This window comes from Cellulomonas sp. FA1 (assembly GCF_000986825.1).
In the GTDB taxonomy this organism is placed as follows: domain Bacteria; phylum Actinomycetota; class Actinomycetes; order Actinomycetales; family Cellulomonadaceae; genus Cellulomonas; species Cellulomonas iranensis.
Genome location: NZ_LBMY01000001.1, coordinates 2,380,785 through 2,403,479, shown reverse-complemented (window position 1 = coordinate 2,403,479; position 22,695 = coordinate 2,380,785). Strand labels below are relative to the sequence as shown.

The 22,695-nt window shown below is 76.1% G+C and carries 21 protein-coding genes; 14 read left to right on the top strand and 7 right to left on the bottom strand.

Annotated features, from left to right (window positions below):
• Positions 1–345: 345 nt before the first annotated feature.
• Positions 346–945, top strand: a complete 600-nt coding sequence (gene recR / locus GY42_RS10805; protein ID WP_046529335.1) for a recombination mediator RecR — start codon at positions 346–348, stop codon at positions 943–945.
• A gap of 25 nt (positions 946–970) precedes the next feature.
• Complete coding sequence (locus GY42_RS10800) at positions 971–1,549, top strand: DUF5063 domain-containing protein (RefSeq protein ID WP_046529334.1); 579 nt, start codon at positions 971–973, stop codon at positions 1,547–1,549.
• Positions 1,550–1,607: 58 nt separating this feature from the next.
• Here the strand turns inward: GY42_RS10800 and GY42_RS10795 are convergent, their stop codons facing one another.
• Together GY42_RS10795 and GY42_RS10790 are read right to left on the bottom strand one after the other, a co-directional pair.
• Positions 1,608–2,756, bottom strand: coding sequence for an ABC transporter permease (locus GY42_RS10795; protein ID WP_046529333.1), 1,149 nt, complete (start codon positions 2,754–2,756; stop codon positions 1,608–1,610).
• Positions 2,753–3,730, bottom strand: coding sequence for an ABC transporter ATP-binding protein (locus GY42_RS10790; RefSeq protein WP_046529332.1), 978 nt, complete (start codon positions 3,728–3,730; stop codon positions 2,753–2,755). Before GY42_RS10790 ends, GY42_RS10795 begins: the two co-directional genes overlap by 4 nt.
• 175 nt (positions 3,731–3,905) lie before the next feature.
• Here GY42_RS10790 and GY42_RS10785 point away from each other — a divergent pair, with 175 nt between their 5' ends.
• From GY42_RS10785 to GY42_RS10770, 4 genes are all read left to right on the top strand, one after another.
• Entirely contained in the window at positions 3,906–4,367 is a 462-nt protein-coding gene (locus tag GY42_RS10785; protein WP_046529331.1) for a thioredoxin family protein, read from the top strand.
• Between the two features lie 73 nt (positions 4,368–4,440).
• Positions 4,441–4,920 (top strand): DUF4395 domain-containing protein, encoded by a 480-nt coding sequence (locus tag GY42_RS10780; RefSeq protein ID WP_046529330.1) that lies wholly within the window; start codon positions 4,441–4,443, stop codon positions 4,918–4,920.
• Between the two features lie 128 nt (positions 4,921–5,048).
• Positions 5,049–6,314 (top strand): aspartate kinase, encoded by a 1,266-nt coding sequence (locus tag GY42_RS10775; protein WP_046529329.1) that lies wholly within the window; start codon positions 5,049–5,051, stop codon positions 6,312–6,314.
• A gap of 1 nt (position 6,315) precedes the next feature.
• The gene (locus GY42_RS10770) at positions 6,316–7,377 is read left to right on the top strand and encodes an aspartate-semialdehyde dehydrogenase (RefSeq protein WP_046529328.1); all 1,062 of its coding nucleotides are present in this window, start codon (positions 6,316–6,318) and stop codon (positions 7,375–7,377) included.
• A 332-nt stretch (positions 7,378–7,709) separates the two neighbouring features.
• On the opposite strand, the gene GY42_RS10765 is transcribed toward GY42_RS10770, so the two are convergent.
• The 5 genes from GY42_RS10765 to GY42_RS10745 all read right to left on the bottom strand — a co-directional run bounded on the left by GY42_RS10765 (position 7,710) and on the right by GY42_RS10745 (position 15,690).
• Positions 7,710–8,369, bottom strand: a complete 660-nt coding sequence (locus GY42_RS10765) for a response regulator transcription factor (protein WP_046529327.1) — start codon at positions 8,367–8,369, stop codon at positions 7,710–7,712.
• Complete coding sequence (locus tag GY42_RS10760; RefSeq protein WP_152667276.1) at positions 8,366–9,775, bottom strand: sensor histidine kinase; 1,410 nt, start codon at positions 9,773–9,775, stop codon at positions 8,366–8,368. The genes GY42_RS10765 and GY42_RS10760 overlap by 4 nt, the downstream gene beginning before the upstream one ends.
• Positions 9,776–9,815: 40 nt before the next feature.
• A complete protein-coding gene (locus GY42_RS10755; protein WP_046529326.1) occupies positions 9,816–11,978 on the bottom strand; it encodes a serine hydrolase domain-containing protein in 2,163 nt (720 codons plus the stop codon).
• A 219-nt stretch (positions 11,979–12,197) separates the two neighbouring features.
• Positions 12,198–13,316 carry a hypothetical protein gene (locus tag GY42_RS10750; RefSeq protein WP_152667275.1) on the bottom strand — a complete coding sequence of 373 codons (1,119 nt, stop codon included), beginning with the start codon at positions 13,314–13,316 and terminating at the stop codon, positions 12,198–12,200.
• A gap of 109 nt (positions 13,317–13,425) precedes the next feature.
• Complete coding sequence (locus GY42_RS10745; RefSeq protein WP_046529324.1) at positions 13,426–15,690, bottom strand: LLM class flavin-dependent oxidoreductase; 2,265 nt, start codon at positions 15,688–15,690, stop codon at positions 13,426–13,428.
• A gap of 81 nt (positions 15,691–15,771) precedes the next feature.
• Here GY42_RS10745 and GY42_RS10740 point away from each other — a divergent pair, with 81 nt between their 5' ends.
• From GY42_RS10740 to GY42_RS10705, 8 genes are all read left to right on the top strand, one after another.
• Complete coding sequence (locus GY42_RS10740; protein WP_046529323.1) at positions 15,772–16,248, top strand: MarR family winged helix-turn-helix transcriptional regulator; 477 nt, start codon at positions 15,772–15,774, stop codon at positions 16,246–16,248.
• 559 nt (positions 16,249–16,807) lie between these two features.
• Entirely contained in the window at positions 16,808–17,572 is a 765-nt protein-coding gene (locus tag GY42_RS10735) for an SDR family NAD(P)-dependent oxidoreductase (RefSeq protein ID WP_046529322.1), read from the top strand.
• A 95-nt stretch (positions 17,573–17,667) separates the two neighbouring features.
• The gene (locus GY42_RS10730) at positions 17,668–18,090 is read left to right on the top strand and encodes a GntR family transcriptional regulator (RefSeq protein ID WP_046529321.1); all 423 of its coding nucleotides are present in this window, start codon (positions 17,668–17,670) and stop codon (positions 18,088–18,090) included.
• Complete coding sequence (locus GY42_RS10725; RefSeq protein WP_046529320.1) at positions 18,087–18,998, top strand: ABC transporter ATP-binding protein; 912 nt, start codon at positions 18,087–18,089, stop codon at positions 18,996–18,998. Before GY42_RS10730 ends, GY42_RS10725 begins: the two co-directional genes overlap by 4 nt.
• Complete coding sequence (locus tag GY42_RS10720) at positions 18,995–19,753, top strand: hypothetical protein (RefSeq protein WP_046529319.1); 759 nt, start codon at positions 18,995–18,997, stop codon at positions 19,751–19,753. The genes GY42_RS10725 and GY42_RS10720 overlap by 4 nt, the downstream gene beginning before the upstream one ends.
• Positions 19,754–19,778: 25 nt before the next feature.
• Complete coding sequence (locus GY42_RS10715) at positions 19,779–20,516, top strand: hypothetical protein (protein WP_046529318.1); 738 nt, start codon at positions 19,779–19,781, stop codon at positions 20,514–20,516.
• A gap of 115 nt (positions 20,517–20,631) precedes the next feature.
• On the top strand, positions 20,632–21,612 hold the full coding sequence (locus tag GY42_RS10710; protein WP_046529317.1) for an ABC transporter ATP-binding protein: 981 nt from the start codon (positions 20,632–20,634) through the stop codon (positions 21,610–21,612).
• Between the two features lies 1 nt (position 21,613).
• Positions 21,614–22,489 (top strand): ABC transporter permease, encoded by an 876-nt coding sequence (locus GY42_RS10705; RefSeq protein ID WP_082131473.1) that lies wholly within the window; start codon positions 21,614–21,616, stop codon positions 22,487–22,489.
• The last annotated feature ends 206 nt before the right edge of the window (positions 22,490–22,695 follow it).

Here is a 22,695-nt window from a genome sequence, read left to right as displayed (position 1 = left end):
ACCCGGATGCTGGGTCCTGAGGCCCCTCCCGCCGTGAACTGGTCAGGGATCCCCGCGGGTGCGCTTGAACTGGTCGCTTCTCTGACCAGTTCGCGCCGTCGAGCGGATCCGGTACTCGCCTCGGACGCCGGACTCACCCGGCGACCTGGCCGGTCGGCCCGGTCGCGCGGCCGGTGGGGCCCTGTGGGGGTGTGGCCCCGGCGGTGGCACCTGGTCACGTCTTCCGATCGGAGGTCGGCAGACGGTCACTCGTGTGACCAGTTCGCGCGGCTGGGGCAGAAGAGTGCGGCGGGCGGGTCGGGAGGGGTGGCGGGCGTCCCGCGGCGGGGGAACTACGCTGGCGGGGTGTACGAGGGCGCGATCCAGGACCTGGTCGACGAGCTCGGGCGGCTGCCCGGGGTCGGCCCCAAGAGCGCCCAGCGCATCGCGTTCCACATCCTGGCGGCCGACCCGGCCGACGTGCGCCGGCTCGCGGACGCGCTGACCGAGGTGAAGGCGCGCGTGCAGTTCTGCGAGATCTGCGGCAACGTCGCGCAGGAGCCGCAGTGCCGCATCTGCCGCGACCCGCGCCGGCTGCCCACCACGATCTGCGTGGTCGAGGAGGCCAAGGACGTCGTCGCGATCGAGCGCACGCGGGAGTTCCGCGGCAGGTACCACGTGCTCGGCGGCGCCATCAACCCGATCGCGGGCGTCGGCCCGGACGACCTTCGTATCGCGCAGCTGATGACGCGCCTGGCCGACGGCACGGTCACCGAGGTCATCCTCGCCACCGACCCGAACGTCGAGGGCGAGGCCACCGCGACCTACCTGGCGCGGCTGCTCGTGCCGATGGGTCTCACGGTCAGCCGGCTCGCGTCCGGCCTGCCCGTGGGCGGCGACCTGGAGTACGCGGACGAGGTGACGCTCGGCCGCGCGTTCGAGGGCCGTCGCCGGCTCAGCGCGTGACGTCGACGACGACGGAGGGGACACCATGACGACCGACGAGCGACCCGTGGCGGACGCGGACCTGCGTGAGATCGGCGAGGCCGTCGCGGGCGAGTCCCGGGGCTTCCTCACGACCGTGACGGAGGTCGCGGCGGGCTCGGCGCCCGAGGCGTCGCTGCCGCTGCTGCTGCTCGCGCTGTCCGACCTGCTCGCGGCCGGTGCGCGGCTGGGTGCGACGACCGACGTCGTCCCGACGTCCCGGTTCGAGCCCGACGTCGGCCCCGAGGCGGACCTCGAGCCGCTGCGCACCAACCTCGCGAACCTGCTCGACGGCATCGACGAGTACGTCGAGGTCGTCGACCCGCTGCTCGGCCCGGAGGTCGAGGAGTCGACGATCTCGGGCGACCTCGTGGCCATCGTCGGCGCCCTCACGCAGGGGCTCGCGCACCACGAGCGCGGCCACGTGCTCGAGGCCCTGTGGTGGTGGCAGTTCAGCTACCTGTCCGACTGGGGCGAGCGCGCGGCGTCGACGCTGCGCGCGATCCAGACGATCCTGGCCCACGTGCGGCTCGACGTCGCGGACGACGTCGCGGCCGAGGCGGAGTACGACGCGCTGCAGCCCTGACCCGCGCCTGACACGGGCGCGTCGGCCCGACCGGGGACACCCGGCCGGGCCGACGGCGTCAGGCCACGCGCGTGCCGCGCGGCAGCGTGCGCTGCGGGATGCGCAGCCGCCGCACCGCGGTGACGAACCCGAGCGCGCCCAGCAGCAGGTTCGCGGCCAGGCCGTAGGGCCAGATCGGGCCAGCGGCGTCGCGCTCGGCGGGTGCCCCGTCGCGGTCCTCGGTCCAGCACTCGTCGAGCACGGCGGGGGCGCCCAGACGCGTGGCGCGCAGGCCCTGCGTCGTCTCGCGCACCTCGTCGACCACCGAGGCGGTGCCGTCCGACGTGCCGGGCAGCGCACCGTCGGCGACGATCACGAACGGGTTGATCGCGAGCAGCCACCACGTGGCCTCGGTGTGGGCGACGGTCCGCTGGGCGGTGAACAGCTCGCACGTCGGATCGGGCGGCGTGGACGACGCGAGGTCCTCGTCGTCGAGCGACGCCCAGTACTCGTCGGGCACGCCGTAGACCTGGACCTCCTGCGTGCTCGACAGGAACGGATAGGTGAGCCCGAAGAACACGGGCGAGAACACCGTGAGGGCGGCCACGGTGACGAACGTCAGCACGGTCGACCCGGCGGGCCGCGCGGCACGCGCCGACCAGCCCAGGCCGATGCCGCACACGGCCGCGAGCAGCAGCGCCGTCAGCAGCAGCACGCGCGGCAGCGTCCAGACGGGCACGCCGCCCATGAGCAGCGCGATCACGTAGAACGGCAGGCTCACGACGAGGAACGCGCACGCCGACGCCCACGCGGCGAGCAGCTTGCCGAGCGCGATCTCGACCGGGGACAGCAGCGTGACCTGCAGCGTCGCGAGCGTGCCCGCGCCGCGGTCGCCGTTGACGGCCGTCGACGTGAGCGTCGGCGTGACCAGCAGGCCGAGCCCGAGCACGAGCACGGTGACGACCGCGCCGAGCGCGACGCCGCGGCTCTGCGCGTCGGGCGCGCCCTCGTCGACGAACAGCAGCACGCCGCCCGCGAGCAGCGTGATCGCGGCGACGACCGCGAACCACACGAGGAGCGCGACCTTCCACCGCGAGGACCGCACGCGCTGGCGCAGCTCGAGCGCGGCCACGGTGCGCACGCCGTGCCACGTGAGCGTCCAGGTGCCCACGGCGGGCGGGGCGGCGGGCGGGGTCGCGGCCGCGGGGGCCGGGGTCTGCACGGTCATCGCCGCTCCTCCTCGAGGGCCAGGTACGCCTGCTCGAGCGCGCTGCCGGCGGGCGCCGACGACACGACGGGCACGCCCGCGGTCACCGCGTCCCGCAGCAGCGCCGCGGCGGCGGTCTCGCCCGCGACGTCGACGAGCACGCCGCCCGTGACGGTGCCGCCGGGTGCCGCGCCGAGCGCGCGCTCGTCGGGCCGCCAGGGCACGTCCGCCGACTCGAGCCACGTCGTGAGCGCGCCCAGGTCCAGCGCGCGCACGTGCCACGTGCGCAGGCCGGTCGCGGCGTCGCCGCCGGGGCGTCCCACGACCGTGCGGCCGCGCGACAGGAACACGGCGTCGTCGGCCATCTCGTCGAGCTCGGACAGCACGTGCGACGACACGAGCACCGTGCGGCCCTCGTCGGCGAGGCGGCGCAGCAGCAGGCGCAGGTCGACGCGCGAGCGCGGGTCGAGGCCGCTGGCGGGCTCGTCGAGCAGCAGCACCTGCGGGTCGTGCACGAGCGCGCGCGCCAGGCCGAGGCGCTGCTTCTGCCCGCGCGAGAGCACGGCGGCGGGCTGGTCGGCGTACTCGGTGAGGTGCACGGTCGCGAGCAGCTCGTCGACGCGCGCGCCGGCGACGGCCCGGTCGACGCGGTACGCCGCGGCGAACGTCGTCAGCACCTCGCGCGCCGTGAGGGAGTCCCACGTGCCGAACGCGTCGGGCATCCACCCCGTGCGGGCGCGGGCCGCGGCGCTCTGGGTCACGGGGTCGTGGCCCGCGACCCGCACGTGCCCGGCGTCCGGGACGAGCAGGCCGGCGAGGACCAGCAGGAGGGTGGTCTTGCCCGAGCCGTTGGGCCCGACCAGCGCGGTCACGGCACCGGCACGGGCGACCAGGTCGACGCCGTCGAGGGCCTTGACGGCACCGAACGCGCGGCGCAGTCCGCTGACCTCGATGCCGACCGACGGCGCGGGGGTGGGAGGCGTCTCACCAGGCATGACGTCACGCTAGGACGCCCCGGGTGGCGCGGGCGTCCACCCGGAGGCGGACGGGTGCAGGGCGCGGGTCCGTCGAGGGTGGTGCCGCGGACGGGCGTTGAGCAGACCGGTTCGGTCGGGTTATCGTGCCCGGGTCCGATGGCGTCCGTGCCGTCGGCGGGGTGAGGAGGACGCCGTGCGCGGTCCCGTCCTCGTGCTCGCCGTCCTGGCGCTCGCGTCCGTGATCGGCCTGGTGTGGCGGGCTCGCAACGGTCGGTTCCGCGCGTCGGGTGGGTCGGGGTCCGCGGCCGACGACGCCCGGGACGCGCGCCTGGGCGCCGAGGACCTGGGCGTCGCGCCGGGGGAGCGCGCGACGTTCGTGCAGCTCTCCAGCGAGGTGTGCGCCGCGTGCCGCAGCACGCACCGCGTGCTCAGCGCCGTGGCGGCGACCGAGCCGGGCGTCGTCCACGTCGAGCTCGACGCGGCGCAGCGGCTCGACCTCGTCGAGCGGTTCGGCGTCCTGCGGACGCCGACGACCCTCGTCCTGGGGCCGGACGGCGCCGTCGTCGGGCGCATGTCCGGTGCGACCGACCGCGCGCAGGTGCTCGCCGCGCTCGCGTCCTGTCCGCGGCCCCGCCGGGACGCCGCTGCCCGCTGACGTCGCCCGGACGTCGGCCGCGGCCCCGCCGGGGCCCTGCCGCACACCGTCCCGCGACGCACCAGGAGCACCGATGACCTCGTCCCGTCCCACGCCGTCCGTCCCCACCGCTCCCGCTCCCGCGCCCGGTGGGATCGACCCGCGAGGTCCGCGCGTGGGGGCCGCCCTCACCGCCGTGCTGCTGGTCGTCGTCCTGCTGCTGGGCGGCGGCCTGCCCGCGACCCTGCTGCTCGCGGTCGTCGCCGCGGGCTTCGCGACCGGCGCCGCGCGCGGCGTCGGCGGCACGTGGCAGGCGTGGGTGTTCGCGCACGTCGTGCGCCCTCGGCTGGTGCCGCCGACGGAGCTGGAGGACCCGCGCCCGCCGCGGTTCGCGCAGCTCGTCGGCCTGGTCATCACGGGCCTCGGGGTGCTGCTCGCGCTGCTCGGGGTGGCCGCGGCCGTGCCGGTGGCCGCCGCGCTGGCGCTGGTGGCCGCGTTCCTCAACGCGGCGTTCGGGCTGTGCCTCGGCTGCGAGCTCTACCTGCTCGGTGCGCGCCTGCGCGCGCGCACCTGAGTCGTCCGCTCGGGCCTGCGGGGGCGCGCGGTCGCCCATCGTCCGGCATGCGAAACCGTGCCCGTCCGCATCCTGGGCCCGGCCTACACTCGCGGGGTCCTGCCCGTCTCCCGGAAGCGTCCAGACCCGTGGCCCTCATCGTGCAGAAGTTCGGCGGCTCGTCCGTCGCCGACGCCGCCAGCATCAAGCGCGTCGCGAAGCGGGTCGTCGAGACGAAGAAGGCCGGGCACGACGTCGTCGTCGTCGTCTCGGCCATGGGCGACACCACCGACGAGCTCATCGACCTCGCGCAGGAGGTCACGCCGCTGCCGCCGGTGCGGGAGATGGACATCCTGCTGACCGCGGGCGAGCGCATCTCGATGTCGCTGCTCGCGATGGCGATCAACACGCTCGGCGTCGAGGCCAAGTCCTTCACCGGCCAGCAGGCCGGCGTCATCACCGACGAGGTCTACGGCAAGGCGCGCATCATCGACGTGTCGCCCAGCCGCATCAAGGACACGATCGCGCGCGGCGAGGTCGCGATCGTCGCGGGCTTCCAGGGCGTCAACCCGTCGACCAACGACGTGACGACGCTGGGCCGCGGCGGCTCGGACACCACGGCGGTCGCGCTCGCGGCGTCGCTCAAGGCCGACGTCTGCGAGATCTTCACCGACGTCGACGGCGTGTTCACCGCCGACCCCCGCATCGTCCCGACCGCGCGCAAGATCGGCCGCATCGGGTACGACGCGATGCTCGAGATGGCCGCCAGCGGCGCCAAGGTGCTCGGTCTGCGCTGCGTGGAGTACGCCCGCCGCTACGAGGTGCCCGTCCACGTGCGGTCCTCGTTCTCGACGCACACCGGCACGCTCGTCACCGACCAGGAGGACCCCAGCATGGAGCAGCCGATCATCTCGGGCGTCGCGCACGACCGCAGCGAGGCCAAGATCACGGTCGTCGGCGTCCCGGACGTGCCCGGCAAGGCCGCGCGGCTCTTCGAGATCGTCGCCGAGGCCGGCGTCAACATCGACATGATCGTGCAGAACGTGTCCGCGGCCGCGACGGGCCTGACGGACATCTCGTTCACGCTGCCCGCCACGGACGGCGCCACGGCCACGGCCGCCCTGACGGCCGACCAGCCGTCGATCGGCTTCGAGTCGCTGCAGTACGACGACACGATCGGCAAGCTCTCGCTCGTCGGCGCGGGCATGCGCTCGCACCCGGGCGTGTCCGCCAAGCTGTTCGCCGCGCTCTCCGAGGCGAACGTCAACATCGAGATGATCTCGACGTCGGAGATCCGCATCTCCGTCGTCACGCGCGCCGACCAGCTGGACGACGCGGTGCGCGCCGTCCACACGGCGTTCGACCTGGACGACACCGAGACCGAGGCCGTCGTGTACGGCGGGACGGGGCGCTGACGTGGCCGAGGGACTGAGGATCGCCGTCGTCGGGGCGACGGGCCAGGTCGGCGCGGTCATGCGCCGCCTGCTGGACGAGCGCGACTTCCCGGTCGCGTCGGTGCGCTACTTCGCCTCCGCGCGCTCGGCGGGCACGACGCTGCCGTGGCGCGGTGACGACGTCGTCGTCGAGGACGTCGCGACCGCCGACCTGTCCGGCATCGACCTCGCGCTGTTCTCCGCCGGTGGCGGCACGTCCAAGGAGCACGCGCCGCGGTTCGCCGCGGCGGGTGCGATCGTCGTCGACAACTCCTCGGCGTGGCGCCGCGACCCGCGCGTGCCCCTCGTCGTGTCCGAGGTGAACCCCGACGCGCTCGACGAGATCGAGATCGGGATCGTCGCGAACCCCAACTGCACGACCATGGCCGCGATGCCCGTGCTCAAGGTGCTGCACGAGGAGGCCGGCCTGCGCCGGCTGATCGTGTCGACGTACCAGGCCGTGTCCGGCTCCGGCCTCGCGGGCGCGCAGGAGCTCGACTCGCAGGTGCGTGCCGCGGTCGAGCAGGACACGCTCGCGCTCGTGCACGACGGCGGCGCCGTCGCGTTCCCCTCCCCGGAGAAGTACGTCGCGCCGATCGCGTTCGACGTCATCCCGCTCGCGGGATCGATCGTCGACGACGGCCTGCACGAGACCGACGAGGAGCAGAAGCTCCGCCACGAGTCGCGCAAGATCCTCGACGTCCCCGACCTGCTGGTCTCGGGCACGTGCGTGCGCGTGCCGGTCTTCACGGGCCACTCGCTGAGCGTCAACGCCGAGTTCGAGCGCGAGATCACGGTCGAGCGCGCGACCGAGCTGCTGTCGACGGCCCCGGGCGTGCAGCTCGCGGACGTCCCGACGCCGCTCGTCGCGGCCGGCCAGGACCCGTCGTTCGTCGGCCGCATCCGTCAGGACGAGGGCGCGCCCGAGGGCCGCGGCCTCGCGCTGTTCATCAGCAACGACAACCTGCGCAAGGGCGCCGCGCTCAACGCGGTCCAGATCGCCGAGGTCCTCGCGGAGCGCCGCTTCGGGATCACGCGCGCCTGACGCCGCGCATCCCCTGGCGTGAGAGGGCGATCCAGCACCACGACCGGTGCCGGATCGCCCTCTCGTGCGTGCGCCGCCCCCGCGTGGCGCCCCCGCCCCCCCGATAGCCGTGAGAGTGCGATCCAGTCGCGCCCGTGGTGCGTGAGAGTGCGATCTAGTCGCGCCCGTGGTGCGTGAGAGTGCGATCTAGTCGCGCCTGCGGTGCGTGAGAGTGCGATCCAGCCCCTCGGCCCGTGCTCGATTGCACTCTCGCGGGCGGGGAGGGGAGAGCGGGGAGGGGGAGGTGCGGGAGAGAGGGCCGCGAGCCGGGCGTCCGGTGCCGCGTCCGCGGCTCAGCGCGTCGGGGTGGCCAGGCCCGTGCGGTAGGCCCACACGACGGTCTGCAGGCGGTCGCGCGTGCCGAGCTTGGTCATCGCGCGGCCCAGGTGGGACTTCACGGTCGACTGCTCGACGAACAGCGCGTCGGCGATCTCGGCGTTCGACATGCCCTGCGCGAGCAGCCGCACGATGTCCGTCTCGCGCGGCGTCAGGAGGTCCGCCTCGGCGCCCGGAGGGGGTGCGGGGCGGCGGCGGGCGAACTCGGCGATGACGCGCCGGGTGACGGTCTGGTCGAGCATGCCGTCGCCGCGTGCGAGGCGGCGGATCGCGTCCGCGAGGTCGGCGGGGTCGGCGTCCTTGAGCACGAACCCGTCGGCGCCGGCCTCGAGCGCGCCGAACACGTACTCGTCGAGGTCGAACGTCGTCACGACGAGCACCGCGGGCAGGTCGCCCGTGCGGTCGGCGACGATCCGCCGCGTCGCGGTCAGCCCGTCGCCGCCGGGCATGCGCACGTCCATGCACACGACGTCGGGGCGCGTGCGGGCCACGACGTCGACGGCCTCGGGGCCGCTCGCCGCCTGCCCGACCACCTCGATGTCCCCGGCGTCCTCGAGCAGCACGCGGAACCCCGCGCGGACCACCGCCTGGTCGTCCACCAGCACGACGCGGATCACGCCGTCACCTCCGTCCCGTCGTGCGGTGCGGCCGGTCGGCCGCCCGGCAGGTCCTCGTGCGCGCGGGGCGCGGGCGCGTCCTGAGCGTGCGTGTCGCGCTCGCGGGCGTCGTCCCCGGCCGACGCGACACCGCGCGCGTCGGTCTCTCGCGCGTCGTCCCCGTGCGCGTCGGCCTCGACCGGGACGCGCGCGTGCACGCGCCAGCCGCCGTCGGGCGTCGGCCCGGCGTCGAGCGTGCCCCCGACGAGCGCGGCGCGCTCGCGCATGACCGCGAGCCCCGCGCCGCCGTGGTCGCCGCGCGTGCCGCGCACGCCACGGCTCGCGGGTCCGTTCGTCACGTCCACCACGACGGCGCCCGGCGCGTGCTCGACCCGCACCCGCACGCGGGCGCCGGGTGCGTGCTGGCGCGCGTTCGTCACCGCCTGCTGCGCGATCCGGTAGAGCGACACGTCGCCGAGCGGTGCGAGCGGCGCCGCGTCGCCGGCGACGACGAGCTCGACGTCGTCACCCAGGTCGCGGGCCTGCGCGACGAGGTCCGGCAGCGCCGCGAGCCCCGGCAGCGGCGCGGTGCCGTCGGGAGCGTCGTCGCCGCGCAGCAGCCCGACCACCTGCCGCAGGTTGTCGAGCGTCGCGCGGCCCTGGTCGCGCAGCCAGCGGGCGCCCTCGCGCGCCGCGTCGGGGTCGCGGCCGACGAGCCGCTCGACGGCCGCGGCCTGCACGACCATGCCCGACAGGTGGTGCGCCGCGACGTCGTGCAGCTCGCGCGCGAGCCGCGCGCGCTCGGCCGCCACGGCCGCGTGCACGCGCGTGTCACGGTCCCGCTCGGCCTGCTCGGCGCGCTCGCGCAGCAGCACGAGGTGCGCGCGCCGCGTCGCGACGTACACGCCGACCAGCGCCGACGCGAGCCACACCGCCAGCGACGTCGACACGTGCGTCGCGACGTCGAGCGCGGTGCCGCCGCGCACGAGCACGGCGACCGTCGCGAGCGCGGCCTCGGCGACGCCGGCCCCGGCGGCCAGGCGCAGGGCCCGCGCCGCCGGGAGCAGCGTGCCGACCGTTGCGGCGGCGACGAACGGCGCGAACGAGCGCACCGACAGGTCGGGCGCCACCGCGACCAGCGCCACCTGCGTGGCGACGACGAGCGCGACGCACGCCGCGAGCCGCACGCGCCGCAGCACGAGGGCCGCGGACTGCGCCGCGATCAGCAGCAGCAGCGCGAGCCGCCGCGCGGGGGAGACCGCGAGCTCGTCGGGCAGCAGCCCGACGCTCGCCACGCTCAGCAGCACCGCCACGACCGTGCACGTGGCGGCCAGCAGCGCGTCGCGCGCCACGGGACCACGCACCCCGCAGCGGTCCAGGAACGCGTCCCAGCGCGCGCCGGGCGCCGTGAGGTGCGTGGTCGCCATGGTCGTCATCCTCTCGTGCGGGTCGGTCGACGGCAGGTCGTCAGTACGTCAGGTCCGGCGAGAGCAGGTGCACCTGCAGCGCGGCCCACGACGTCCCGACCAGCGCGGCCAGCACGACGGTCGCGGTGACCGTGCGCCACCACCCGGTGCGGGCCCGGGCCTCGGCGACCACGCGCCACGCGGCCGCGAGCACGCCCAGCACGCCCAGCGCGGTGAGCGCCTGCAGCACGCGCAGCACCGCGTCCGGCACGGGCTGCAGGCCCACGAGCGTGAGCACGACCAGCACCCAGCCGGCCAGCGCGACGAGCGTCGCGAGCGCCGCGAGCCGCGTCGTGAGGCGTGCGCGGCGGACGTCCGTCGGCGGCGTGGCCGACGCCCCGACCGGCGGCGTGGCCGACGCCCCGACGGGCTGCGCGCCGGACGTCGTCGCGGGCACCGCGCCCGTGGCCGTCACCGACCCGGCCGGCACTGCGGACGGGCGCGCCGCCCGGCGTCGGCGCACCCGGCGCACGACCGCGCCGACGGGCCACGCGAGCACCGTGAGCAGCAGCACGAGGGCTCCGACGGCCAGGACGGGCACGACGGCGGCGCGCGCGGGCGTCAGCGGCAGCAGCGTCATGGCGGAGTCGTGCCCGATCACCTGGACGCGGCCCGCGTCGTCGAGCCGCACGGCCAGCCGCCGGTCGGAGTCGACCTGGCGGAACACCCACGGCTCGACCTCCTCGTACACCGCGGGCGTGAGCTGCCCGGGGCCGGGCGTGAACAGCACGCGGTCGCCGTCGACGACCTGCGCGGCCGTCGGCTGCAGCACGCCCGTGGCCGTGAGGAACGTCGAGACGAACGCGCGGCCCGGCTCGTACCGCCCGGCCAGCGCCTGCGCGTGCGCGGCGCGCGTCGCGTCGTCGACCGTGCTCGCGGCCGGTGCCTCGTCGGCGGGGAAGTACCGGTCCGCGAAGCCCGCGAGCAGGTCCTCGCGCACCTGGTACGCGGCACCGCCGGCGCCCGTGCTGTTGAGCGACAGGTACAGGCCGGTGTCGTCGTCGGGCCACAGCTGCAGGTGCGAGTGGAACGCGGTCGTGTCGCCGCCGTGCCCCACGACCCGGTGGCCGTGGCGCGACTCGTCGAACCAGCCGAGGCCCATGCGCTCGCCCTCGGCCAGTGCGCCGAGCGTGTCCGCGCCGAGCGCGGGCTCCTGCATGAGCGCGCGCGTCGCGTCGGACAGCAGCGGCTCGCCCGTCGTCGGGTGGCCCAGGTGCGCGAGCATGAACCGCGCCATGTCGGTCGCGGGCGCGCTGAGGCCGCCCGCGGGCGGCTGGCCGACGACCTCGAAGCCCACGGGTGCGTCGTCGGACGTCGCGTAGCCCTGCGACACGCGGTCCGCGAGGTCCGCGGGCAGCGGCTGCGCGAACGTCGAGGACGTCATGCCCGCCGGTGCGAGCACGTGCTCGGCGACGTAGTCCTCGAACGGCTGCCCGCTCACGGCCTCGACGACGTACCCGGCCAGGGCGTTGCCGTAGTTCGAGTAGGCGGGCGTCGTGCCCGGCGCGTACACCTGCTGGGGCGGGTCGGTGACGAGCGACGCCCGCAGGTCGGGCACCGTGCCCTCGCCGCCGATGAGGCCCGTGAGCCGCTCCTCGAACCCGCCCGTGTGGGTCAGCAGGTCACGCAGCGTGACCGGCCGCTCGTACCCGAGGTCGAGCCCCGTGTACTGCTCGACGTCGGTGTCGAGGTCGACGCGGCCGTCCTCGACGAGCTGCATGACGGCCGTCGCGGTGACCATCTTCGACACCGAGCCGGGGCGGAACAGCGTGCGGTCGGGGTCGACGGGCGTGCCGGCGGCGACGTCGGCCTCGCCGAAGCCGCGGGCCGTGACGACCTCGCCGTCGTGCACCACGGCGACGGTCGCACCCGCGATGCGGCCCTCGGCGAGCGCGTCGGGCACGGTGGCGTCGAGCCACGCGTCGACGTCGGCGGTCGTGAGGCCCGCGGTCGACGCGGGCTGCGGGGTGCGCGGCTCGGGGACCTCGGGCGCGGCGCCGCACGCCGTGAGCAGGCCGAGGCCCGCGACGAGCGCGAGGGCGGGGGCGACGCGGCGCGCGAGCCGCCGACGGGTCGTGGCGTGCGGCGTCTCGGGCGCCGCGGGGGCGTGGGGCGGGTGGGGCAGCGCGCGGTCGGTGCGCGGTCCCGGCGGGGTGACGGGCATGGCTCCTCCTGCGCCGCGAGGGCCCGGACGTGTCCCGGGACGTGACCTCGTGGCCTGCGTCCAGGCTGGTCGCCGCGGGGTGCCCGGGTCTTCGGGCGCAGCGGGGAACCTCGCTTGCGACCTTCGGGGGAGACGACGACGGTCGGCCCCCGCCGGGAGCGGGAACCGGCCGTGCGTCGACGGGCGGGTGACGGCGCCGGGTGCGGGCCCGGTGCCGCGTCAGAACGCGCCGATCGGTGTGCCCTGCGCGTCGGCCTCGAGCGTGTACGAGCCGTAGGGCCCGCTCAGGTACACGCGGACGGTCACGGCGCGGTCCTCGTCGGACCCGATCCAGCCGACACCGATGTGCCCGCTCGAGATCTCGTCGGCCGGGATGCCCGACGCCTCGACGGCCTGGTCGTACAGCCCGGGCAGCGCCGACCAGTCCACCGCGGAGAGGTCGAACTCCTCGCTCGGGTCCGGCTGGATCGTCGCGGGACGCTCGCGGGTCGCGTTGCTCGCGACCGCCCACCACGTGTCGTACGCGGCGCGGCCGGGCGCGACCGGTGCGGTGACCCACACCTGGTCGTCGTACGCGAGGACCTCGGTGACCGTGGTCGTGCCGGCGGCGTCGGCGAACCGCTGCACCGCCTCGGCGACCCGGCCGGGCCCGCTGAGGTACGACGCGTCGCCGTGGCCGACGCCGCCCGAGCGCACGCCCAGCAGCACGTCGTCGCGCTGCTGCCACGTGGGCACCGCGACGCCGACGGCGGCGATCAGCAGGTACACGAGGAACCGCACGCCGCGGCCCTTGCGGCCGACCGGCAGGATCGGGCGCCTGCGGCCCGGCACGGGCTTGTCCGGGTCCCGCTCCCACAGGGGCGCGTCGGGCGTGGCGTGGATCCGCACGGGCGGCGCGGGCTCGTCGACGATCGCGACGTCGGGCGCGTCCTCGCCCACGCGGACGACCGCCAGCACCGTCCCAAGCAGGCGCCCCGGCATCTGCGCCGCGTCGATGAGCTCGCGCACGACCGTGCGGTACGGGCCGCGGTCGCGGGGGTCGACGAGCAGCTCGACGTCGTACTGCGGGACGTCGTTGATGACGGTGCCGGTGCGGCGCACGTCGAGGACCTTCGCGCCCGCGAGGCGACCCGCGGCGCGGGCCGCCTCCACCGCCTCGGGGTCCGGCGGCGCCATGCTCGCGAACGAGCGCGCGACGTTCACGAGCACCAGGCCGATGATCGTGATCGGCAGCGCGGCCATCCAGACCCACGAGTACCGGTCGTCGCCGGTGGACCAGTGCAGGAGCGACGCGCCGATGCCGGCGCCGGCGACGAACGCGATGAGGAGACGGATCACGTACCGCACGGTAACAAGCGGCGCCGCTGACCTGCTGTGATGGGGACGACACGTGACGTGCGGCGTCCCGGCGGACTGCCCGCCGGAACGCCGCACGAGGCCCCGGGCCTCAGCCCCGCGGGTCGATGGGGAAGTTCTGGTCGAACACGTGGTCCGGGTCGTACGTGCGCTTGAGCGCGCGCAGCCGGTCGAGCGTGAGCGGCGGGAACGCGTCGAGCAGCCGCTCGGGCCGCGGGTCGGTCTCGAACGACAGGTACAGGCCGTCCATGTGCGGGTGCGCGAGGCGGTCCCACGCGTCGTCCAGGCCCGTGCGCGCCGACCGGCCGGCGAACGCCGTGACCGAGAACTGCTGGTGCCGGTGCGCGTACGCGGTCGCGTCGGGCGCGACGTCGTTGCCGGCGCCGCCCGTCGCGCGCAGCTGCACGAGCATCGTCTCGCCCGAGGCCAGCAGGCGCGTGAGGTCCGCCGCCGCGACGTCGGTCATCGCGGGCAGCAGCCCCGAGCGCGTGACGGGCGGCGCGCCGCCGTCGTGGTGCCGCGCGACCGGCCCGACCACGCCCGCGTACGGCGTGAGCGTCGCGCGCTGGTCGAGCACCGGCCCCGCACCCAGCAGCTCCTCGAGCGCCGCGACGGCCGCGGTCGTGTCGTCGTCGGCCCACACGGTCATGGCCTGCGCCATGGGCGGCCGCCCGCCCCCGCCCGCCTGCACGTGCAGGAAGCTCGTGAGCTGCCGCGGCGCGTCCTGCACGGTGCGGCCCCAGCGGTCGAGCAGCGCGGCCGGGTCCGACGCGTCGAACGTCATGGTCGCGAAGACCACGTCGGGGTACTCGCGCGCCTCGATCTCGACCCACGTGACGACGCCCAGGTTGCCGCCCGCGCCGCGCAGGCCCCACAGCAGCTCGGGCTCGTGCTCGGCGTCCACGACGTGCACCGTGCCGTCGGCCGTGACGACCTCGGCCGCGACCACGTGGTCGACCGTCAGGCCGAACGACCGGCCCAGCAGCCCGATGCCGCCGGTCGTCGCGAGCCCGCCGACGCCGACGCCGCCGTAGTCGCCCGAGGAGATCGCCCAGCCGCGCGGCGCGAGCGTCGCGGCGACCTTGCCCCAGGTCGCGCCCGCGCCCAGCCGGACGCGTCGCGACGCCTCGTCGACGACCGTGACCTCGTCGAGCGCGGCGACGTCGAGCAGCACGCCGCCGTCGTTGGTCGAGCGGCCCGAGATGCCGTGCCCGCCCGAGCGGACCGCGAGCGGCCCGCGCTGCTGCCGGGCCCAGCCCAACGCGTCGACGACCTGCGCTGTGGTGCGGGGCAGCAGCACGACGCCGGGCGCGCCGCGGCGCATGTACGTCGAGCGCAGCGCGCCGTAGCCCCGGTCGCCCGGCTCGACCGCGCGCACGTCGGACGGGACCGTGTCGTACGCGATGCCGTCGACGCGCTTCGCGAGCGCCGCCGCGGGGCGGACCGCGCCCGTCACGGTGCCGGACGTCGCGCGCGCGGCGTCGACCTGGTCGCGGACCGCGGGCACGACCCGCTCGGCGAACGTCTGGAGGGTGCGCGGGTCGTCGGTGCCGAGCACGAACGTGCCGATGCCGTCCTCGAGCGCGTACCGCACGAGCGTGTCGACCCACTGCTCGGGCGGGCCGTCCAGGCCGTCGCCGGGCGCGGGGGAGAAGCGCCCGTTGACGTTGAGCAGGCGCCGGATCTCGCGCGGGTCGCGGCCCGCGGCCGTCGCGGCCTCGTCGACCGTCGCGTTGCCGCGCGCGAGGTCGCCGGGCTGCAGGTAGCCGAGGGACGGCAGCCAGCCGTCGGCCTTGCGGCCGACGAGTCGCAGCATGCGCGGCTTGTACGCACCGACCCAGATGCCGATGTCGTGCGCGGGCGCGGGGCCGCGCTTGGCGCCCGCGAGACGGTGGTGCTCCCCGCCGACGCGCAGCGCGCCGCGGCCGTCGGCGTCCCACAGCGCGCGGATGACGTCGATGGCCTCGTCGAGCGCGTCGACGGCCTGGCCGGGCGTGAGGCGCGGCGTGCCCATGGCCTCGATCGCGTCCCAGAACGCGCCCGCACCGAGGCCGAGCTCGACGCGCCCGCCCGAGAGCAGGTCGAGGCTCGCGGCGGCGCGCGCGAGCACGGCCGGCGGGCGCATCGGCACGTTGAGGACGTTGCCCGACAGGTGCACGCGCTCGGTGCGCGCGGCGACCCAGGACAGCAGGGTCCAGGTGTCGAGGAACGACGGCTGGTACGGGTGGTCCTGGAACGTCACGAGGTCGAGGCCGACCTCCTCGGTGAGCACCGCGAGCGCGACCGGGGTCTGCGGGTCGGCGTTCTGCGGCGTGAGGAACGTGCCGAACCGCAGCTCGTGCCCGTAGTCGGTCATGGTGGCTGTCTCCCGTGGTCGTGTTCTGCGCAGATCATATGCATGACAGACGATCTTGTGCGCCGCGCGTATGCTGCGGACGTGAGCACGCAGACGCCCGCCCGCGCGGCCGACGACCTCGGCTGGCAGCTCGGCGCGCTGCTGACCCGCTGGCGGTCGGCCGTCGGCGCCGTGCTCGACGGCATCCCCGCCGGTCCCCGCGGCTACCACCTGCTGCGCGTGGCCGTCGCGGCCGACGTGCCGCCGACGCAGGCCGCGCTCGCGTCCCACCTCGGCATCGACCGCACCGTCATGACGTACCTGCTCGACGACCTGTGCGACGCGGGCCTGGTCGAGCGCTGCCCCGACCCCGCGGACCGGCGCGTGCGCCGCATCGCCGCCACCGACGCCGGCCACGCCGCGCTCGCCGACGTCGAGGGTCGCATCGCCGCCGCCGAGGACGACGTGCTCCGCGCGCTGACCCCCGCCGACCGCGCCGCGCTGCGCGGGCTGCTCGCGCGCGCCACGGGCCCGGCCCCCGACGGCCAGGACCTCTGCGCGGTCGTCACCCCCGCCTGACCCCCACCCCGGCCCGGCAGTCGGCCCACGACCGACCGTCACCGGCTGGCCGGTCGGCCACCACCTCGGGCCGGCCGCCGGACCACCTGACCCGCCGCTCCATCCTTGCCCTCCCCGCCCGAGCGCGGGGTTCTGCCGTTCCTGAGGGCCCGTGACCGGCGGAACTCCGCGTTCGCCGGCCGCGAAGAGGGTCGCCGTGGGTGGGAGTGCATCGCCGCGGACCGGTGTCGAGTGCGGGGTTCTGCGGTTGACGAGGGCTCATGGCCGGCGGAACCCCGCGTTCGGCGGCGTGGGCGGTCTCGGTGGCGGGGGTCGTCGACCCGGGTGGTGTCGAGTGCGAGGTTCTGCCGGTGGTCGGGCCTCATGGGCGGCGGAACTCCGCGTTCGGCGGCCGGGGTGCGTTCGGCGACGGGGTGTGGGGCGGTGGGGGCGCGGGGAGCGGTGGGATCGGGGGATCGGGGGTCCCTGGACGGTCGTGGCCTTCTGCGGGTCGATGGTCGCGCGCACGCTGACGGGACGGCGCCACCGACCGGGTGGTGCGGGAGCCCGAGGAGACCTCATGACCGACATCCGCATCGCCCTCGTCACGGGCGGCAACCGCGGGCTGGGGCGCGCGGCGGTCGTCGCGCTCGCGGCCGACGGCCTCGACGTCGTGCTGACCTACCGGCGGCACGAGGACGAGGCCGCCGAGGTCGTCGCGCAGGTCGCGGCGCTGGGGCGGCGTGCGGTCGCGCTGCGCCTCGACACGGCGGACCTCGCCGACGTCGACGGGTTCGCGGCCCGCCTCGCCGACGCGCTGCGCGGCACGTGGTCGCGCACGACGTTCGACGTGCTGGTCAACAACGCGGGCCACGCGGTGCCCACACCCCTGGGCGGCACGACCGCGGACGACCTGCAGCAGCTGTTCGACGTGCACGTGCGCGGGGTCTTCCTGCTGACGCAGGCCCTCGCGCCGCTGCTGGCCGACGGCGGCCGCGTGGTCAACGTCTCGAGCGGGCTCGCGCGGTTCGTGCAGCCCGGCGACCACTCGGCGTACGGCGCGATGAAGGCCGCGGTCGAGGCGCTCACGCGGTACTGGGCCGTCGAGCTGGACGGCCGCGGGGTCACCGTGAACGTCGTCGCGCCCGGGCCGGTGGCGACCGACTTCGGCGGCGGGGCGGTGCGCGACGCGGCGGGCCTGCGGGACGCGCTCGGCGCGCAGGCGGCGCTCGGGCGCGTCGGGGAGGCCGCGGACATCGGGCCCGTGGTCGCGGCGGTCGCGTCGCCGGCCCTGGGCTGGGTCACCGGGCAGCGGATCGAGGCCTCGGGCGGCACGCGGCTGTGACGTCGCGGGCGTCGCGTGCCCGCCCCTTGTGCGCCCGCCGGTTCTGTGGTTCATTAGTCGAGTAATGAACCACAGAACCGGCAGGGAGGGGCACCGTGTTCGACGGCCGTGACCCCGTGTACCTGCAGATCGCCGACCAGATCCGCCAGGACGTGCTCTCCGGCGCGCTGGCCGCGGAGGAGCAGGTCATGTCGACCACGCAGTACGCGACGACGTTCCGCATCAACCCTGCGACGGCCGCCAAGGCGTTCGCGCAGCTCGTCGACGAGGGCGTGCTCTACAAGCGGCGCGGCGTCGGCATGTTCGTCGCCCCCGGTGCCCGCGAGCGCCTCGTCGCCGACGCCCGCGAGTCGTTCTTCGCCGACACGGTCGACCCCGTCGCCGACGCCGCGCGCGTGCTCGGCGTCGACGTCGAGGACGTCGTCGCCCGGCTGCGCGCCCGCGCCGCGAGCGAGCCCGCCGCACCCGTCGCGGCCCCGCCCGCCACCCCCGTCGCACCCGAGGAGGGCTCCCGATGACCGCGACCACCGCCGGCTGGGGCGTCGACCTGCAGGGCGTCACGCAGCGCTTCGGCGACGTCGTCGCGCTCGACGACGTCAGCCTGACCGTCCGCCCCGGCACCATCACCGGTCTGCTGGGCCGCAACGGCTCGGGCAAGTCCACGCTCGGCTCGCTGCTGGCCGCGTTCCGCCGCCCCACGGCGGGGCGCGTGCTCGTCGACGGCGAGGAGCCGTGGGAGAACGAGCGCGTGGTCCCCGGCGTGTGCTTCGTGCGGGAGTCCGGCGACGTGCTGGACGACTTCTCGATCAAGGACAACCTCGCGTACGTCTCCGGCGCCCGCCCGACGTTCTCGCACGACCTCGCGGGGGAGCTGCTCGACCTGTTCGAGCTCGACCCCAAGCGCAAGCCCGGCAAGCTCTCGCGCGGCAAGAAGTCCGCGTTCGGCATCGTCCTGGGCCTCGCGTCGCGCGCGCCGCTCACCGTGCTCGACGAGGTCCACCTCGGTCTCGACGCGCCCAGCCGCTACGCGTTCTACGACGCGCTGCTCGCCGACTACGCCGCGCACCCCCGCACGATCGTGCTGTCGAGCCACCTCATCGGCGAGATCGAGCGCCTGGTCGAGGACGTCGTGGTGCTCGACCGCGGGCGCGTGCTCGTCGCGCAGGACGCCGAGACGCTGCGCGCCGAGGGCGTGTCCGTCACCGGCCCCGCCGCCGCGGTCGACGCGTTCGTCGTCGGGCGCGAGGTCCTCGCGACCCAGCGGCTCGGCGGCACCACCCAGGCCACCGTGCGCGGCGGCGTCGCGGAGGGCGACGTGCGCCGCGCACGGCAGGACGGGCTCGAGCTCGGGCCCGTGCCGCTGCAGGACCTGTTCGTGCACCTCACCGACCCGCAGCGCGCCACGCACGTCGGGGGTGCTCGGTGACCGCCACGACCGCAACGGCGCTCCCCACCGGGAGGCAGGCCCGCACGTCCCCCGCGCTGCACGTCGCGCGCCGCCAGGGCGTCGCCGCGCTGCGGCTCGCCGCGTGGTTCTGGCCCATCGCGCTGCTCGCGCTCGCGGCCGCGACGGTCGCCGTGTGGGTGGCCGAGGGGCGGGTCGACGTGTCGATCGCCGTGCACGGCCGGCAGGCGCTCGTCTGGTTCCTGTTCTCGCAGGCCATCCAGGTCGCCGCGACGTACCCGCGCGTCCACGTCGCGGCCGGCATGACCCGGCGCAGCCTCGTGCGCGGCACGCTGCTGGCGTCGGGTGCCACGGGCCTCGCGTACGCGCTCGTGCTCACCGGCGTCGTGCTGGTCGAGCGGTGGCTGCACGGCCTCGCGGGCTGGGGCTCCGCACTCCGCGAGGTGCAGCTCGCCGGCGAGCGCGCTCCGCTGTGGGCGCTGCCCATCGACACGGTCGTCCTCACGCTGCTCGCGATCACCACGGGGCTGCTCGTCGGCATCACCTACCAGCGCTGGGGTGCCTGGGCCACGCTCACGCTGCCGCTGACCGTCGGGCCGCTGCTCGCGCTGCTGTTCCTCGGCATCGCCCCGACGGGCGACGTGCCCGGGCTGGGGGACGTCGCGCCGCGCGCGCTGGTCGGCCTCGCCGGCGGCGTCGGTGCCCTCGGCGTCCTCGTCGTCGCCGCCGCGTTCGCGGTGATCGCGCGGCGGCTGCCCCTGTCCGCGCAGGCCTGACGGCGACGAGCCCGGGAGACCCACGATGACCACCACCACCGCACCGGCCCGGCCCCGCGGCCCGGTGCTGCGCGCGGCCGCGCGGATGGCGCGGCTCCACCTCCGGCTGTTCGCGTGGTTCTGGGTGGTCGTCGTGACCGCCGTCGTCCTCGGCGTCGTCGTGCTCTGGCGCGTCGACGGGGAGGTGGGCACCGCGGTGTCGCTGTACGCCCGGCAGGGCGTCGTGTGGTTCCCGTTCTCGCTCGCCGTGCTCGTGGTCGCCGCGCAGCTGCGCGTGCACGTCGCCGCCGGGCGGACCCGGCGCACGTTCGTCCGCGCGTCGCTGGCGGTCGCGGTCGGCGCAGGGGTCGCGTACGCGGTGGTGCTGCAGCTGCTGGTGCTCGCGGAGCGCGCCGTGCACGACGCCGCCGGGTGGGGCTGGCGGATCGCGGACCCGATGCTCGCCGACGAGTCCTCGCCGGCCGGCGTGCTGCTGGCCGAGCTCGTCGTCTTCCTCGTCGCCGCGCAGGTGTCGGGCCTGCTGGTGGGCGTGGTCTACCAGCGGGCGCCCGGCTGGTGGGGGACGCTCGCGCTGCCGCTCACGGTCGGGCCGCTGCTGGGCGTCGCCGCGCTGCTCGACGGCACCGGCGGGGACGCGCACGTGGCCCGCACGTGGTCCGCCGCCGCGCCGCCGCTGCTCGGCGGGGTCGCACTGGTCGTCGTCATGGCCGTGGCGTACGCCGCGGTCACCCGCACCGTCGAGATCCGTCAGCGCACCACCTAGCCGCGCCCTCGCCCGCACGAGCACGACGTCACCACGGGACCGTCCGCCGGCCCCGCGGCACCGCGCACCCGCGCGCACCCCGCCTCCCCACGTCCGTCCACCCCTGGAGGTCACGATGACCACCGCACCCGTCGTCCGGGCCGAGCACCTGCGCAAGGCCTACGGCAGCACGCTCGCCGTGCAGGACGTCTCCCTGACCGTCGAGCGCGGCGAGATCTACGGCGTGCTCGGCCGCAACGGCGCCGGCAAGACCACGACCGTCGAGATGATCGCCGGCCTGCGCCGCCCCGACGGTGGCACGGTCGAGGTGCTCGGGCTCGACCCGACCCGCGACGCCGCGGCGCTGCACGAGCAGGTCGGCCTGCAGCTGCAGGAGTCCGCGCTGCCGGACCGGCTGCGCGTCGCCGAGGCGCTCGACCTGTACGCGTCGTTCTACGCCGACCCCGCCGACCCGGCGGACCTGCTCGACCTGCTGGGCCTGGCCGCCAAGCGCGACGCCGCGTTCAAGGACCTCTCGGGCGGCCAGAAGCAGCGGCTGTCGGTCGCGCTCGCGCTCGTCGGGCGGCCGCAGCTCGCGATCCTCGACGAGCTCACCACCGGGCTCGACCCGCACGCGCGCCGCGAGACGTGGGCCGTGGTCGAGGCGATCCGCGACGCGGGCGTCACGATCGTGCTGGTCACGCACCTCATGGAGGAGGCCGAGCGGCTGTGCGACCGCATCGCGCTCATCGCGTCCGGTCGGGTCGCGGCGGTCGGCACGCCCGCCGAGATCGTGCGGCTCGCGCACGGCGAGCAGGTGCTGCACGTGCGCCCCGAGGTCGCCGTGCCGGACGCCGCGCTGCTCGCGGCGCTCGCGGACGTCCCCGACGTGCGCGACGCGCGCGTCGCCGACGGCGCGCTCGTCGTGCGCGGCGGCGGCGCGCTCGTGCAGGACGCGCTCGTCGCGCTCGCGCGCGCCGGGGTGCGCACCACCGACGTCCACCTCGAGCGCGCGTCGCTCGAGGACGCGTTCGTCTCCCTCACGGGCGCCGACGCCGACCCGTCCGCGCCGACCGACGCCGACGCCCGACCCGCCACGACCGCTGCGGAGGTGTGACATGAGCCCCACGACCCCTGTCCCGGCGGGTGCGCCCGTCCCCCCGCGCGCGCCCGCCCCGGTGCGAGCACACGGCACGCTCGCACCGGCCCCGCACGACGCGCGCCGGCGCGCGGCCCGCGGCGGCGCGCTGCTGCGCATGACCCTCGTCGAGGCGCGGCTGTTCCTGCGGGACCCGTCGGTGCTGTTCTTCTCGTTGCTGTTCCCGGCCCTGCTGCTCACGGTGCTGGGCCTGGTGATGCCGTGGGCCGACCAGCCGTACGACGACGGCGACCCCGCGCTCGCGGGGATCTCGGCGATCACCGGGTACACCCCGACGGTCCTGAGCCTCGCGGTCGGCACGGTCGCGCTGTCCACGTTCCCCGCGGTCGTCGCGACGTACCGGCAGCGCGGCGTGCTGCGCCGGCTCTCGACGACCCCGGTCGGCCCGGGGCGGCTGCTGGTCGCGCAGGTCACGGTCCACCTCGTCGCGCTCGTGGCCGCCGCGCTGCTCGCGGTCGGGGCGGGCGTCGTCGTGCTGGGCATCGCGACGCCCGCGCACGTGGGGACGGTGCTGCTCGCGTTCCTGCTGGCCGTGCTGTCGACGTTCGCGCTGGGGTCGGTGGTCGCGGCGCTCGCGCCGACGGCCGCCGCGGCGAACGGCTGGGGCATGACGCTGTACTTCGTGTCGCTGTTCTTCGCGGGCGTGTGGCTGCCGCTGCCGCTCATGCCGGACGTCGTGCAGGCGCTCGCGCGGTGGACGCCGCTGGGCGCCGCGACGCAGGCCATGACGGCGGCGTGGGTCGGGCAGCCGTTCCCGGGCACGGAGCTGCTGGTCATGGGCGCGTGGGCCCTGCTGGGGCTGCCGCTCGCGGTGCGGCTGTTCCGCTGGACCTGACGTCCGTGCGACGCGGTGGTGCGGCGCCGTCCGGCGGGTCCGGGCGGCGCCGTCGCGCGTCGCGCGGCGGGTGGTCTGGTCGCGCTCCCACCAACCGGCTTCCCTAAGCGTTTCGCGACCTGGACGGCACCTGTGCGCCCCCACAGAGTGAGCGCGTCCAGGCCGCGCCCGGGCGCGACGCCCGTCGTCGCGACCCCCGCGGTCCG

What these genes read in the sequence shown, in the direction of transcription:
- GY42_RS10800 (WP_046529334.1), top strand. Translation starts at nt 971, where the DNA reads ATGACGACCGACGAGCGACCCGTGGCGGACGCGGACCTGCGTGAGATC.
- GY42_RS10795 (WP_046529333.1), bottom strand. Translation starts at nt 2,756, where the DNA reads ATGACCGTGCAGACCCCGGCCCCCGCGGCCGCGACCCCGCCCGCCGCC.
- GY42_RS10790 (WP_046529332.1), bottom strand. Translation starts at nt 3,730, where the DNA reads ATGCCTGGTGAGACGCCTCCCACCCCCGCGCCGTCGGTCGGCATCGAG.
- GY42_RS10780 (WP_046529330.1), top strand. Translation starts at nt 4,441, where the DNA reads ATGACCTCGTCCCGTCCCACGCCGTCCGTCCCCACCGCTCCCGCTCCC.
- GY42_RS10760 (WP_152667276.1), bottom strand. Translation starts at nt 9,775, where the DNA reads ATGGCGACCACGCACCTCACGGCGCCCGGCGCGCGCTGGGACGCGTTC.
- GY42_RS10755 (WP_046529326.1), bottom strand. Translation starts at nt 11,978, where the DNA reads ATGCCCGTCACCCCGCCGGGACCGCGCACCGACCGCGCGCTGCCCCAC.
- GY42_RS10745 (WP_046529324.1), bottom strand. Translation starts at nt 15,690, where the DNA reads ATGACCGACTACGGGCACGAGCTGCGGTTCGGCACGTTCCTCACGCCG.
- GY42_RS10735 (WP_046529322.1), top strand. Translation starts at nt 16,808, where the DNA reads ATGACCGACATCCGCATCGCCCTCGTCACGGGCGGCAACCGCGGGCTG.
- GY42_RS10725 (WP_046529320.1), top strand. Translation starts at nt 18,087, where the DNA reads ATGACCGCGACCACCGCCGGCTGGGGCGTCGACCTGCAGGGCGTCACG.
- GY42_RS10715 (WP_046529318.1), top strand. Translation starts at nt 19,779, where the DNA reads ATGACCACCACCACCGCACCGGCCCGGCCCCGCGGCCCGGTGCTGCGC.
- GY42_RS10710 (WP_046529317.1), top strand. Translation starts at nt 20,632, where the DNA reads ATGACCACCGCACCCGTCGTCCGGGCCGAGCACCTGCGCAAGGCCTAC.
- GY42_RS10705 (WP_082131473.1), top strand. Translation starts at nt 21,614, where the DNA reads ATGAGCCCCACGACCCCTGTCCCGGCGGGTGCGCCCGTCCCCCCGCGC.